The sequence below is a fragment of the Sphingomonas sp. GW821-FHT03E12 genome, from assembly GCF_059420685.1.
This window is the reverse complement of sequence record NZ_JBWKUF010000002.1, coordinates 597,694-611,915: the sequence shown is the minus strand read 5'-3', so window position 1 is coordinate 611,915 and position 14,222 is coordinate 597,694. Positions and strand designations below refer to the sequence as shown.

Sequence of the window (14,222 nt, the reverse complement as noted above, 5' to 3'; positions counted from 1 at the left end):
CCCGCTCACCATTTGAGCTGCTCCAGGCCACAGAAGGGATCGACCGGGCTCACACCGGTGAACGGCAATTGCCCCAGCAACCGCGGAACCAGTGCGTGCTGGACGGACTCGAGCCCGCAATAGGCGTTGACGTAGGTCGCCGTCTCGGGCGCATCGAACAGATAGTAAGGCTGGCCGAGCGAAATCATCAGTGTGGGGATTTCGTGACCGAAGCGATGCATCGCCTTGCGCGACCCGCCGTGCAGCTTCCCCCAATCGAGGAAGATATTACCGAGCGTGGGCGTCGCCTCCTGCCCGGCGAGGTAGAGAACCAGATCGCAATCGGCGCGCGTCGGCCGGTTGTCGGGATCGAAATCGCTGACCTCGAAACCCGCGGCGCGCAGCGCATCCTTGAACGGCGTCAGATCGCGCGGCTGGGCGCCGACGAAGAAGCTCCATCCGGCATCCTCGATGATCGTCACGCGGCGATGGCGCACAGGGTCGAGCGGCAGCAGCCCCTGCACGTCCTTGACCAGCGTGACCCCTTGTCCCGCAGCCCGCTCGGCGACGTGCAGGTTCGCGGGTTTGCGCAGCCGCTCGCGCACTGTCTCCAGCGACGGCAGGCGCTCCTCCGCAGTCTTGCGATGCAAGCCGAGCTTCGCCTTGAAGCTGAGGACGCGTTCGACCGCGTCCTCCAGCCGCTGGTCGGAAAGCCTGCCTTCGCGCAGCCCCTTCAGCATCAGTGCGACATCCTCAGCCGGGGAACGGCTGAACAGGAACATGTCGCAGCCATTCTCGATCACGGCCGGCACGCGCTCCTCGCGGTCGGCCCAGCTGGTCAGCCCCGCCATGCCGGTCGCGTCGGAGACGATCAGGCCCTTGAAGCCCAGCCGCTCGCGCAGCAGCTCCTGGTTGAGCAGCCGCGAGACCGACGCCGGGCGGAACGCTTCGCGTCCCGCGTCCGGGATGAGCGAGCGCACGAATTCGGGCAGCGCGATATGCGCCGACATGACCGTCATCACGCCCTCGCCGATCACCTGGCGATACAGCTTGCCGAACCCCGCCTCCCATTCCTGCATGTTGAGCGGGTTGACCGTTGTGGCGAGATGCTGGTCACGGTCGTCATAGCCGTCGCCCGGCCAGTGTTTGGCGGTGGCTGCCACGCCATGGGCCTGCAAGGTGGAAATATAGGCGCGCGCCTGTGCGCCGATCCGGTCGACATCCGACCCGAACGAGCGGGTGCCGACCACAGGATTGCGCCACGCCTGGTTGATGTCGATCACCGGGGTGAAGGACCAGTTATAGCCGAGCGCCGCGCTCTCCTCGGCCACGACGCGGGCAAGCTCCGCTGTAAGCGCCACATCGTCGCAGGCAGCGATACCGAGCTGGTTGGGGATCGCTGTCGCAAAGCGATAGGAAATCGTTCCGCCCTCGATGTCGCCGCTGATGACGACGGGCGTCTCGGCACTGTCGATGGCGGCACGCGTGGCAGCCCAGGCCGGCCCCAGATCATGTCCGGGGAACCGGTGAATGCCGCCCGGCTTAAGCCTGGCCAGCATATCGATCTCTTCCAGCGTGTCCTGCTCTGCCGCGAAGATGAACAGCTGGCCGATTTTGTCTTCGGTGCTGAGCGAGGCGAGCTGTGCCTCGACCCACGCACGGTCTTTAAGACCGAGCGCAAACGGATCCGCGTGAGGAATTTGCGATTGAAGGGTCACGATTGCTCCTGGAGAGTCTGGGAGTCCGAATAGCCGCGGATGCCGATGAGCAACGCGACGACGGAGAGGGGCGAAGCGACTGCGCAGGTCAGCGCGATCGCTTCGGGCAAGCGCTGCGGATCACCGAACCAGAAGTCGGTGATCAGGGCCACGGCGGTGGGACCGAGCGCCGCGCCGATGATGTTGATGGTCAGCATGTACATCGCCGAGAGCAGCGCCCGCATGCGGTTCGGCGTCATCTCCTGCAACGTCGCGAGGCCGCCGCCGAAATTGAAACCGGCAAAGAAGTTCATCATCCCGATCAGCACCAGCGCGAGCTGTGCGGTCGGCATCAATGGAAAGCTGATGGTGACGGGAACCAGGATCGTGAAACCGATCAGCGCGGTCTGGAGATTGGCCCGGTCATACCCCCGGCCGCGCAGCCAGCTGGCGAAGAAGCCGCCCGCAAGTGCCCCGCTGGTACCGCAGAAGAAGACGATCAGGCCGTAGGACGCACCGATATCGGCGGTGGTCCAGCCATATTTGCGCTCGAGGAAGGCGGGGATCCAGGCGCCCGTGCCGTTTCCGACAAAGATCATCAGCGCAAAGCCCAGCGCGATGCCCAGATAGGCGCGCTTGCGCTTGCCGATATGCCCGAAGAATTGCGGCAGCGGCACCTTCGGCGCGTCGAGCGCGACGCCCTGACGCGCCGGCTCGCGCACCGTCAGCAGCAGCGCGGAAAGCACCAGCCCGGGAAAGCCGAGCGCGAGAAAGACGACGTGCCAGCCCTTGAGCGCACCGATCACCGGCAGCATGATCTCTTCGTTCGGCGGGATGACGGTCGAAATCAGACCGCCGATCAACAGCGCGCAGGCACCGCCGAGATAGATGCCCATCTGGTACACCCCCATCGCCGCGGGCAGCCTGTTCTTGGGGAAATAGTCCGCGAGCAGCGAATAGGCCGCTGGGCTAAGCCCGCCCTCTCCCGCGCCGACGCCGATGCGTGCCGCGAAAAGCATCGGAAAGGATCGCGCCAATCCGCACAATGCGGTCATGCCGCTCCACACGAAAACGGCCAGCGCGACGATGTTGCGCCGGTTGGAGCGATCCGCAAGACGCGCAACCGGGATCCCTACGGCGACATAGAAAAGGGTAAAGCTGAGCCCGTAGAGCAGGCTCATCGCCGTATCCGAAACCTGCAGGTCGTTCTTGATCGGCTGGACCAGCAGCGCAAGCGCCTGACGATCGACGAACGCCAGCGTATTGGCCAGCATCAGAATGATCGCCGCATACCAGGCCGAAGCCGGTGACGGCCATCTGGCGGTGTCAGATGTCGAAGCGGTCATGCCAGCCCTCGCAGCGCCGGAGCGCGCGTCTGAATTGGACAATCAAGAAACTCCGAGCCTAGCATCCGCCCTCTCCCGCCGCTTAGCTGTTTAGCGCTAAATCTTGCAATGCTCGCTAATTCAGGGAAAATGACTGCGATGTCAACCAGGAGCTTAAGTCATTGATTCTACGTGCGCTCAATGTGGCAGAGGAAATCGAGGCGCGTCGATGAGCACGCGCGCGCCACGCCGATCCAGTTCAGCGATCACCATCAGCGACGTGGCAGCGCTGGCGGGGGTTTCGGCCATGACGGTCTCGAATGTGCTGAACGGCCGGAAGAAGGTGCAGGACGCCACCCGCGAAGCGGTCGAAGCCGCGGTCCGCGAGCTTGGCTACACGCCCAACGCGGCGGCACAGGCGCTCGCCAGCGCGGCCCAGCTGCGTGTTGGCCTGATCTACCGCAATCCGCAGAGCGCGTTCCTGAGCGCGGTGCTGGTCGGAGCGCTCAACGCCGCGACCCAATTGGGCGCGCAATTGCTGATCCGCTATTGCGACGACGAGAGCGAGCAGGCGACGCTGGAAACGCTGAACGGGCTGATCCGCAGCGGTGCCGGCGCGCTGCTGCTCCCTCCGCCCTATTGCGAGATCGTCGACCGCTCCCCCGAATTATTCGATCTGGGCGTGCCGATGATGGCGATGTCGTCCGGCCGCGAATTGTCCCGGCTGCCCGGCGTGCGGATCGACGACTATGGTGCAGCGCTCGCGATGACGGAACGGCTGATCGCGCTCGGTCACAAGCGGGTGGCGCTGATCGGCGGACCGAGCCAGCATTATGCAAGCGCAAGCCGGCTCGCCGGCTATCGTTCGGCATTGGACATCGCCGGGATCGCGTTTGACCCCTCATTGGTCGCGGACGGCGACTTCACCTATGATTCAGGCCTGGCAGCCGCCAGCCAGCTGCTCACACTTCCCTCGCCGCCGACCGCAATCTTCGCGACGAACGACGACATGGCGGCCGCGGTCGTCTCCGAAGCGCATCGGCGCGGTCTCGATGTTCCCGGCAACGTGGCAATCGCCGGGTTCGACGATACGCCGATCGCCGTGAAGATCTGGCCGCGCCTCACGACCGTACGCCAGCCCATTGCGGACATTTCAGAACTCGCAACCCGGCGTGCGATCGAAGCGATCCGCAATACAAACCGGCCGGATCCGGAATCCCCCGGAACCACCCATGTCGACTTCGAGATTATCGAACGTGAATCGACCGCTCGAGTAAGCTGACAAGACGGTCATGCTGCCATGCCCTATAGTGTCTGCCCGTCGTCAGCGGTGATGACTGACCCGGTGATCTGGCCGCTGGAATCGGAGGAGAGATACAGGATCATCGGGTCGAGCGCGTCTTCGTCCATGACCCGGCCGCGCGGGAAACCGGCGAGCAACGATTGTCCCGCCGGCGTATCCCAGATCGCGTTGTTCATCTCCGTGGCGACATAGCCGGGGCAGAGGATGTTGACGTTGATCCCCTTCATCGCCCAGTCGCGCGCCAGCGACCTGCCCATCTGTGCCACCGCCGCCTTGGTCGCGCTGTACGGCGCGATGCCGGATGCCGGTTGATGCGCAGTGATCGACGAGATGATCGTGATCCGTCCGTGCCTGCGTTCCACCGAGCCAGCTGCGATCATCCGCCGCGCGCCTTCGCGCACGGTAAGGAACACCCCCCGCAGATTGACCGCGACCATGTGGTCGAACGAGTCTGCTGCAATTCCGAGCGCGCTGCCGGCGATATTCAATCCCGCATTGGCGATCACCGTATCGACCGGCCCGAACCGCGCGTCGGCGGCGTCATAGGCGGCGATGATCGATTCCTCGTCGGTGACATCGAGCGCGACGGGCAGCGCTTCGCCGCCCGCTGCTGCAATCTCGCCGGCGAGATCCTCCAGCATCGCGATGCGGCGCGCGCCGATCACGACCTTCGCCCCGCTCGCTGCCAGAATCAGCGCGAACCGCCGCCCGAGTCCCGATGAAGCGCCTGTGACGAGCGCGACGCGCCCGTTCAGGTTGAACGAAAAGCCGGTCATCATTCCCCTTTCGGTTGCTCGCTCACCCGCGGCCGAGCGTCGCGGCGGCGCGCGCCGCCATTGCCCGCTTGTCGAGCTTGCCCGTTGCTCCCACCGCCATCGCCTCGACGAACAGCAGATGCTCAGGCCATTTCTTGCGCGAGAGTCCCTGGGCGGCGAGGTGCGCGACCATCACCTCGAACGCGATCGGCGCCGCGCCCTCGCGCGCGCGGCAAACTGCGCAGGCTTGCTCGCCGAGCTTGCGATCGGGCACGCCGACCACCGCGACCTCGGCGATCGCCGGATGACGCAGCAGCGCAGCCTCGATTTCGGCAGGATCAATGTTGAGGCCGCCGCGGATGATCTGGTCCTTGATCCGCCCGACCACCGTCACGAACCCCTCTGCGTCGCGCACGATCTCGTCGCCGGTCAGATAGAAGCCGTCGCTGGTCATCCGCTCCTGCCCCGCGCCCAGTCCTTCGGCATAGCCGAGGAACAGCGATGGCCCGCGGACACCGGCCTGGCCCCGCGCGCCGCGCGGAAGCGCGGCGCTCTGCGCATCGAACGCCTCCTCCTCCGTGCCGGGAAAGGGCAAGCCGTCGGTGGCCTGCCGCCTGGCGAGTAGGTCCGACGGCCGCGTGGAGCAATGGCCCATGCATTCGGACATGCCGAACATCCGCAGCGCCTTGAGCCCCAGCAGCGTATCGGCGTCTGCGATGAGCTCAGCGGTCATCGCGCTCCCGCCGACGGCCGCCGCGCGCAGGGGCATCCGGCCGGACCAGGCGCCGGTACGCGCAGCCTCGACCATCGTGTAGAGGTGAGTCGGCACCATGATCGTCCAGCCGCACTGGTGATCGGCCGCGCGGCGCATCGCCGCGACCGGATCCCACGGATCGACCAGGACCAACGTCCGCCCCTGCGACAGCGCGAAATGCGCGGTGAAGGTGAAGCCCGGCGCGCTGTCGAGCGGAACGATGCCGAGGATCGAGTCCGCATCGTCGAGCCCCGCGATCGCGGCGCAGGTACGCGTGGCATAGTTGAGCGCGGCGGCCCCGTGCATCACGCCCTTGGGCACGCCGGTCGACCCGGAGGTGAACCCGATCAGCACCGTATCCGCATCGCGCGGATCAGCGGAGCGGCGATCCCCCGGCGCGGCGATGATTTCCGCGCCGCCCCCGGCATCGGCTACCACTCGCGCAACATGGCCGAGGCGATCCTCGAGCACGCCAAGCTCCGCCTCGGCCAGCTTTGGCGAATAGGGACAGAACACCGCCTCACAGGCTGAAACGGCAAGCGCTACTGCCAGGGTTCCGGCATGCTTGCTCCCCGCGACGAGCACCCGCGCGCCCGCGACGATGCCCGCCGTCTGCAACCGCGCAGCGTGTTCCAGCGCCAGTGCACGAAGCTCGCCCCGCGACCAGCGCCGGTCGTCGCAGTCGATCAGCGCGGTCGCGTCCGGATCGGCCTCGGCCAGCGCCGCGAATTGCAGCCATAGCCGCTCGCCGGTCCAGCGCACACCGTCAGCTTCGAAGCTAGCCAAGCGACTGACCTCCATCGACCAGAAAGGTCTGGCCGGTGATGAAGCTGCCCGCATCCGACGCCAGCAGCGCGAGCGTGCCGCTCACCTCCTCGGGCCGGCCGAACCGGCCGAGCAGGATGCCGGCACGCGTCTTTTCCTGGATCGCCGGATCGAGCGTCTCGGTCATCCCGGTCTCGATCGATCCGGGCGCGATCGCGTTCACGCGGATACCATGCTCGGCCCATTGCGCGGCGAGGTCGCTGGTCAAATGGACGATCGCCGCCTTGCTCGTCGTATAGGGCACCACCTGCCCGTCGGCCGGGCGATAGGAGATGAAGGCACCGACCGACGCGATGTTGACGATCGCGCCGCCGCCCTGCGCGATCATGTGGCGCGCGGCATGGCGGCAGGCAAGGAAGGTGCCGGTGACGTTCACCTCCATCACCTTGCGCCAGCCCTTGACCGGGATGTCCTGCGGCAGCCCCCACCAGGAGGCGCCGGCATTGTTGACCAGAATGTCGAGCCCGCCCAGACGCGCCACGGTCTCGGCAACCGCAGCCTCGACCGACTCCTCGTCGCTGATATCGCAGGCCAGGCCGATCGCGGGCACGCCGAACCGTTCGGCGATGCCCGCCGCCGTCGCCGCGCATTCCTCGCCATTGCGCGACGCGAGCGCGACCGCGCAGCCAAGATCGGCGAGCGTCGCCGCCATCGCCTCGGCGAGCGCGCCGCGCCCCCCGGTGATCAGCGCGCGCTTCCCGTCGAGGCGGAAGCCCGCGGTCGCAAAGCCGGGTGAAAGCTCAGCCATTCGTGCCGCCTGCCAGCAAGTCCATTTCCTCCGTCACCAGGATGATGCGGCGCCCGCCCATCCCCTTGGTCTGCGCGGTCGCCGCCGCCCATTCGGGCGAGGCGAACGCTGCGTCGAGCGCCGCCTGATCGGCAAAGGTCAGCACGGCATGCCCGTCCCATCCCGGCGCGTCGGGACTGTCATAGTCCTTGGTGACGGCGCCGTGCCGGTAAGCGATCAGCCCGGGCACTCGCTTCGCCGCATCGGCATGCGGCCCGCGCCACCAGTCGGTGAAGCGCGCCTGCGTCCAGTCTCCGGGACGGCTGGCGAGAACGACCAGGCTGATCGCCATGACCTTACTTGCCCGTCCAGACCGGCTGACGCTTCTCGAGGAACGCGGCGACGCCTTCCTTCGCATCGGCCGAATGGTGAACGACGTTGCAGGTCATCGTCTCGAGCGTGATCAGCGAATTGGTGTCGGCGTCCATGCCGCGGTTGACCGCCATCTTGGTCATCCACATGCAGAACGGGCTCTTGTCGATCAGCGGCGCGCAGAAATCCTGGATCAGCTGCTCGAGCTGGTCGCTGGGCGCCGAGGCGTTGCACAGGCCCCATTCGACGCATTCGATGCCCGACAGCAGCTTGCCGGTCAGCATCAGCTCCTTGGACTTGCGCATGCCGATATAGCGCGGCAGGCGATAGATCGGGCCGGCGCCGCCGAACAGCGCGCGGCGGATATGGAAATCGCCGATCTTCGCGTCATCGGCGGCGATCCCGAAGTCGCACGAGATGAACAGCTCGAACCCGCCGGCGACGGCATAGCCCTCGACACAGGCGATGGTCGGCTTCTTCATGTTGTAGATCTTGTCGTAGGTGCGGGCCGAATCGATCGCCAGCTGGAGCGAGGTGCTGGTCTCGTGCAGCACCGGTCCGACCAGCTGCCCCAGATCCGCACCGGCGCAGAAGGTGTTGCCGCGGCCGCGGAACACCACCGCCAGCACCGTATTGTCCTCGGCCGCGCGATCGACCGCCGCTTCCAGGTCGCGCAGAAGCTGCGGGCTGACGCAGTTCTTCACATGCGGGCGGTTGAGCCAGATCGTGCAGATGCCGTTGTCTGCAACCTCATACTGGATGACGTCCTTCTCGGGTTCCATTCTGTGTCTCCTTGATTGATCGGTTAGCTGGTGGGTGTGTCGCCGGGCGGAGCCAGCATCGCGCCGACTCCCATCCAGGCGGCGATTCCTGCGGCCGGGACGGCGCACAGCACCGCCTCGGCAATCTCTTCGTCGCTCGCCCCGGCCATCCGCGCGCCGCGGACATGGGTGGCAGCCATCGGGCTGTAGCCCGCGGCAAGGATCGCCAGCAGCAACAGCTCGCCATGCTTGGGCGACAGGGGGTTCGCGTCGATGCTGCCGCGGCGCATCAGATAATAGGCGTCAGCCGCCTCCGGGCTCAGCCGCATCAACTGGGCGAGCGGCACGGGGATCGTGCCGAAATAGGCGGTGAAATTGGCCTCGGCTTCGCCCGGCTGCGCCTCGGGCAGATCCTGGGGCGGCGGCGCGGCGATATCGGTAAAGCTCGCGGCGATCACCTCGGCGAATTCGAGCGCAGCGCCCTCGCCGCGCAGGCTGCTGAGCACGATGAGGCCTGCGGTCGCGTCGCGAACGGTAAGGCCCAGCGCCACGCCCCGGGCAAGCTCGCGCCGCGCCAGGTCGGGATAGCGGCGATCGATCGCCGCGACCGCGGCGAACAGCGCCTTGAGTCGCGCCGGCACCGCGCCATCGCTATCGATTACGGCGCGAAAACGCGCATATCCGGCAAGCGTATAGGGCGCATGGCCGCGCAACAGCGCCACCTCGCCCAACGGCCCGATCTGTCCCGGTGTCGTCATTAGGCCTCTCCTGCCTTTCAATCTGTCGACCGACTGGTCGGACGTCAACCGTTCAGGGCACTGACCAATTTGACAGCCGACCGGTCGGTCGAATAGCGATATACACTCGACCGACCGGACGAACGAATCCGGCGACCAAGAGGATGGAGGGCGTCAACGCTATGGCTTTCGAGCAATCGCCGCGGTCGCGAGAATGGCTTGAACGGGTGCGCGCCTTCATGGACGAGCATATCGTCCCCGCCATCCCCGTCTACCATCGCGAACTCGCCGCAATCGACCGCTGGCGCGAGATTCCGCCCGTGTTCGAAGCGCTCAAGGCAAGGGCCCGCGCCGAGGGGCTATGGAATTTCTTCATGCCGCCATCGGAGCATGACGATGGCTATTTCACCAGCCCGGGGCTCACCAACCTGGACTATGCCCCGATCGCCGAACTGATGGGCCGCGTCTCGTTCGCGAGCGAGGTGTTCAACTGCATGGCGCCCGACACCGGCAATTTCGAGGTGCTTCACCGTTACGGCACGCCCGCGCAGAAGGAGCGCTTCATGGTGCCCCTGCGCGACGGCCTCACCCGCTCGGCCTTCCTGATGACCGAGCCGGCGGTGGCCTCGTCCGACGCGCGCAACATCCAGACCGAGATCCGCCGCGACGGCGGCGACTACGTCATCAACGGCCGCAAATGGTGGTCGTCGGGCGCGGGCCATCCCAAGTGCGACTTCTTCATCCTGATGGGAAAGACCGACCCGGACGCCCCTGCCTACAATCAGCAGTCGATGATCCTGGTCCCGCGCGACACGCCGGGGATCACGCTGCTCCGCCATTTGCCGGTGTTCGGCTACGACCACGCCCCGCACGGCCATTTCGAGGTGCTGCTGGAGGACGTCCGCGTCCCCGCCGAAAACCTTCTGCTCGGCGAGGGGCGCGGGTTCGAGATCGCCCAGGGCCGGCTGGGGCCCGGCCGCATCCACCACACCATGCGCAACATCGCGACGATGGAGGTTGCGCTCGAGAAGATGTGCCGCCGCCTGATCGAACGCCGCGCCTTCGGCAAGACGATCGCCGAACATTCGGTGTGGGAGCAGCGCATCGCTCGCGCCCGCTGCGAGATCGAGATGGCGCGCCTGCTCTGTTTCAAGGCGGCGCACATGATGGACACCGTCGGCAACAAGGCGGCGCGCGCCGAGATCGCGATGATCAAGATCGCCGCGCCGAAGATGGCGCAGCAGATCGTCGACGATGCGATCCAGGCGCATGGCGGTGGCGGGGTGTCGGACGATTTCGGGCTCGCCGAACTCTGGGCGAACACCCGGATCGTCCGGCTGACCGACGGCCCCGACGAAGTCCATGAGCGCCAGCTTGCCCGCATGGAGCTCGACAAATACCGGATGGAGGCCGCGGCATGAGCGCCGCCCCCGCCGCGATGATCGGCCAGACCGAAGCGGTCGCGCCCGGCACCCAGTTCGACGAGGACCGGCTCGCCCGCTACCTTGGCGGCGTCATACCCGGCATGACGGGCGGCATCGCGCTCCACCAGTTCCAGGGAGGGCAGTCCAACCCGACCTTCCTGCTTGAGACCAATGTCGGCAAGCTGGTGCTGCGCCGCAAACCCGCTGGCGTGCTGCTCGCCTCGGCGCATGCGGTCGACCGCGAGTACCGGATCACCCGCGCCTTGTTCGAAGCCGGGTTGCCCGTCCCCGAACCGCTCGTGCTGTGCGAGGACACCGGCGTCATCGGCACGATCTTCTACGTGATGCGCCACGTGCCCGGACGCGCCTTCTGGGATCCGCGCATGCCGGGCCTGTCGCGGGAGGACCGCGCGGCGATCTACGATTCCGCCAACGCTACGCTGGCGCAGCTGCATCGCGTCGACTTCGCGGCACTCGGCCTTGCGGACTATGGCCGTCCGGGCAATTATTTCGCGCGGCAGATCGCGCGCTGGTCACGCCAGTACGACGCGTCGCGCACCCGCGACATTCCCGAGATGGACCGGCTGATCGAATGGCTGCCGGGCGCGATCCCCGAAACGGGCGAGCGCACGACGATCATCCATGGCGACTATTCGTTCCACAATCTGCTGATCCACCCGGACGAGCCGCGCGTCGCGGCGATGATCGACTGGGAGCTTTCGACGCTGGGCGACCCGCTCGGCGACCTCACCTACCACATGATGGAATGGACCCGGCCCGAGGGAGTCGATGTCCGCGGCACGCTGATGGGCAAGGATCTCGGCGCGCTCGGCATCCCCAGCGCCGAGGATTATGCGCGCGCCTGGCGCGACCGCACCGGGTTCGACGTCGATCCGACGCATCCTTTCTACACCGCGTTCAACCTGTTTCGCGTTGCGGCGATTCTTCAGGGGATCGCCGGGCGCGCGCAGAGCGGCGTGCAGACCGCCGCGAACGCGAACGAAGTCATCCAGCGTATCGGTCCGCTCGCCAGTGCGGCGTGGCGATCGGCACAGGAGGCAGGTGCAGCGTAACCAACGACACGTGACCTGGCGCAAAGCTAGGCGCAAGGGAGAGGCGAGATGAAGAACGGCACATTCTATTTGAGCGGCGCGTGCGGCGCGCTGGCCATCGCACTTTCGACCCCTGCAGTTGCGCAGGAACAAGCCGCTCCGGAGACGCCGGCGCAGCAGGCGCCCGCCGCAGGCGAGCCTCCTGCACAGGAAGCTGCGCCCGCCACCGGCAACGACATCGTCATCACCGCCCGCCGGCGCGAGGAGCGTCTTCAGGACGTGCCGGTCGCGGCGTCGGTGGTCGGCGAGGAGCAGATCCGGCTGCATGATCTGACCTCGGTCGCGAACATCCGCATCGCCGCGCCCGAGATCACGCTCGATCGCGGCTTCACCGGCTCGGCCACCTCGATCTCGCTGCGCGGCGTCAGCTCGTCGGCGATCGATGCGGGCGTCGAGCAGTCGGTGCTGCTCGATTTCGACGGCATGGCGATCAGCCGCGGCCGCATCCTCAACGACGCGCTGTTCGATATCGAGAGCCTGACCGTGCTCAAGGGCCCGCAGGCGGTGTTCTTCGGCAAGAACTCGCCCGGCGGCGTGGTCTCGGTCCGCTCGGCCGCGCCGGGGAAGCGGCTCAACGGCTATATCCGCGCGGGCTATGAGTTCACCACCGACAACAAGCAGGTGGAAGCCGCGGTCGGCGGTCCGATCGGCGCCGGCGCCGGCGCGCGTCTCGCGGTCTTCGTGAGCGACAGCGAGGGCTATATCCGCAACCAGAACACCGGCGTCCCCGACCTCGTCTTCGGCGCCAACACGGGCAACGTCATCATGCCGCCTGCGCAGTCGCGGTTGGGCGCAGAGCGCAAGATCGCGGTGCGCGGCACGCTCACCTATGAGGCAGGCGACGTGTTCGACGCGTCGCTCCGGGTCCTCGCCAGCCGCTATGAAGGCCAGGGTCTGCAGAGCTTCAGCGAAGTGATGGGCTGTCCGCCTTCGCGGACCAAGCCGGGCACGGTCGGCGGCCTGATCGATCCCACCGGCGACTGCAAACTCGACGATCGCTCGTCACAGGGCTGGGCCGCTCCCCAGATCCTGGCCAATTGGCCCCAGGTGATGCGCAACAACGACGGCAAGCCCTATTCGCGCAACGACTCCTTCATGCCGGTCCTGACGCTGAACTATAAGGCCGGATCGATCGCGCTGACCTCGGTGACCGGCTATTACGGCTATGACTATGTCAGCCAGGGCAATGCCGATGCGACCTCCTATGCCTATTTCTGGTCGTACAGCAACGAGCAGAACAGCAGCTTCTACCAGGAGCTCCGCGCAACCTCCTCGTTCGACGGTCCGCTCAACTTCGCGGCCGGCGGGCACTTCGAGAGCAACCAGCGCACGCTGTTCGTCGGCGGCATCAACGGCTCGCAACCCCGCGACCCGGCGACCGGCCGCTATCACACCTATGACAATGAGCAGCACAACAAGTCGAAGGCCTGGTCTGTGTTCGGCCAGCTCGTCTTCGACATCACGCCCCAGCTCGAGCTGGCCGGTGGCGCGCGCTATACGCGCCAGACCAACGAGCTCGATTCCTTCACCACCTATCTGAATGCGGCCGTGACCACCCAGTCGCCGGTCGGACGCCACATTGTCGGCCGGAAGACCCAGGACAATGTGTCGCCCGAAGCGACGCTGACCTGGCGGCCGTCCTCCGAACTCACGATCTACGGCGCCTACAAGACCGGCTTCCTGGCTGGCGGATACTCCAATCCGGGCATTTTGAGCTCGATCGCCACGATCGATACGCTGAGCTTCGAGGAGGAGACCGTCACCGGCGGGGAAATCGGCATCAAGACCAGCCTCGGGCGGTTCAACGCGTCGCTCACCGGTTATCGCTACGTCTATGAGGGGTTGCCGCTCACCTCGCTGGTCGCGATCAATGCCACTACGATCACCTATGTGACGCAGAACGCCGCCAATACCGTGGTGAAGGGGCTGGAGTTCGAAGGCTCCTATCGCGGCCCAGGCGGGCTCACGCTGCGCGCGACCGCAGCCTATAATGATGCGAAGTTCGAGAGCTTCGACCGGGCACAATGCTGGACCGGCCAGACGCTGGCGCAAGGCTGTCTCGTCGATCCGGTGACGCGCGGCACCTACCAGAACCTGACCGGGCAGACGGTCTATCGTGCGCCCAAATGGATCGCGACGGCGGGTGCCGTCCAGACCTTCGACCTCGGCAATGCCTATGAGGCGACATTCAACGCCGATGTCCGCTATTCGTCGAGCTATTATACCGGGGTCAACCTCAACCCCTATTCGTATCAGAAGGGCTATCTGCTGCTGAACGCGGGCGCCAAGCTGACCTCGGGCGACGGCTGGTCGCTCGCACTCATCGGCCGCAACTTGACCAATCGCCGCTATGGTACGCTCGGCATCGACAAGCCGGGCGGCGTCGGCGAGGTCTTCACCGTGGCGGGCGAGCCCCGCGCGGTGGTCCTGCAGGCGGAAATGAAGTTCTGA

The 14,222-nt window shown here is 66.4% G+C and carries 12 protein-coding genes; 4 read left to right on the top strand and 8 right to left on the bottom strand.

The features are described from left to right. Positions 1-5: 5 nt before the first annotated feature. A complete protein-coding gene (locus tag AC07TU_RS08490; protein WP_495187464.1) occupies positions 6-1,697 on the bottom strand; it encodes a glycoside hydrolase family 3 protein in 1,692 nt (563 codons plus the stop codon). Next, positions 1,694-3,022, bottom strand: coding sequence for a spinster family MFS transporter (locus AC07TU_RS08485; protein ID WP_495187463.1), 1,329 nt, complete (start codon positions 3,020-3,022; stop codon positions 1,694-1,696). The genes AC07TU_RS08490 and AC07TU_RS08485 overlap by 4 nt, the downstream gene beginning before the upstream one ends. 208 nt (positions 3,023-3,230) lie before the next feature. Between AC07TU_RS08485 and AC07TU_RS08480 the strand changes: the two genes are divergently transcribed. Next, positions 3,231-4,283 (top strand): LacI family DNA-binding transcriptional regulator, encoded by a 1,053-nt coding sequence (locus AC07TU_RS08480; RefSeq protein ID WP_495187462.1) that lies wholly within the window; start codon positions 3,231-3,233, stop codon positions 4,281-4,283. Between the two features lie 23 nt (positions 4,284-4,306). On the opposite strand, the gene AC07TU_RS08475 is transcribed toward AC07TU_RS08480, so the two are convergent. The 6 genes from AC07TU_RS08475 to AC07TU_RS08450 are packed head-to-tail and all read right to left on the bottom strand — an operon-like array spanning position 4,307 to position 9,256. Further along, the gene (locus tag AC07TU_RS08475) at positions 4,307-5,080 is read right to left on the bottom strand and encodes an SDR family NAD(P)-dependent oxidoreductase (RefSeq protein WP_495187461.1); all 774 of its coding nucleotides are present in this window, start codon (positions 5,078-5,080) and stop codon (positions 4,307-4,309) included. 22 nt (positions 5,081-5,102) lie between these two features. Then, positions 5,103-6,599 carry a class I adenylate-forming enzyme family protein gene (locus tag AC07TU_RS08470; protein WP_495187460.1) on the bottom strand — a complete coding sequence of 499 codons (1,497 nt, stop codon included), beginning with the start codon at positions 6,597-6,599 and terminating at the stop codon, positions 5,103-5,105. Beyond that, positions 6,592-7,386 carry an SDR family NAD(P)-dependent oxidoreductase gene (locus AC07TU_RS08465; protein ID WP_495187459.1) on the bottom strand — a complete coding sequence of 265 codons (795 nt, stop codon included), beginning with the start codon at positions 7,384-7,386 and terminating at the stop codon, positions 6,592-6,594. Before AC07TU_RS08465 ends, AC07TU_RS08470 begins: the two co-directional genes overlap by 8 nt. After that, positions 7,379-7,717, bottom strand: a complete 339-nt coding sequence (locus tag AC07TU_RS08460) for an EthD domain-containing protein (protein WP_495187458.1) — start codon at positions 7,715-7,717, stop codon at positions 7,379-7,381. Before AC07TU_RS08460 ends, AC07TU_RS08465 begins: the two co-directional genes overlap by 8 nt. 4 nt (positions 7,718-7,721) lie before the next feature. Then, positions 7,722-8,519: an enoyl-CoA hydratase/isomerase family protein gene (locus AC07TU_RS08455; RefSeq protein WP_495187457.1), complete on the bottom strand. Its 798-nt coding sequence runs from the start codon at positions 8,517-8,519 to the stop codon at positions 7,722-7,724. Between the two features lie 23 nt (positions 8,520-8,542). Continuing rightward, the gene (locus AC07TU_RS08450) at positions 8,543-9,256 is read right to left on the bottom strand and encodes a carboxymuconolactone decarboxylase family protein (RefSeq protein ID WP_495187456.1); all 714 of its coding nucleotides are present in this window, start codon (positions 9,254-9,256) and stop codon (positions 8,543-8,545) included. A 161-nt stretch (positions 9,257-9,417) separates the two neighbouring features. Between AC07TU_RS08450 and AC07TU_RS08445 the strand changes: the two genes are divergently transcribed. Genes AC07TU_RS08445 through AC07TU_RS08435 form a run of 3 tightly spaced genes read left to right on the top strand, consistent with a single transcriptional unit; the run spans position 9,418 to position 14,222 of the window. Next, a complete protein-coding gene (locus AC07TU_RS08445) occupies positions 9,418-10,656 on the top strand; it encodes an acyl-CoA dehydrogenase family protein (protein ID WP_495187455.1) in 1,239 nt (412 codons plus the stop codon). Then, the gene (locus tag AC07TU_RS08440; protein ID WP_495187454.1) at positions 10,653-11,732 is read left to right on the top strand and encodes a phosphotransferase family protein; all 1,080 of its coding nucleotides are present in this window, start codon (positions 10,653-10,655) and stop codon (positions 11,730-11,732) included. The genes AC07TU_RS08445 and AC07TU_RS08440 overlap by 4 nt, the downstream gene beginning before the upstream one ends. A gap of 48 nt (positions 11,733-11,780) precedes the next feature. Beyond that, the gene (locus AC07TU_RS08435) at positions 11,781-14,222 is read left to right on the top strand and encodes a TonB-dependent receptor (RefSeq protein WP_495187453.1); all 2,442 of its coding nucleotides are present in this window, start codon (positions 11,781-11,783) and stop codon (positions 14,220-14,222) included.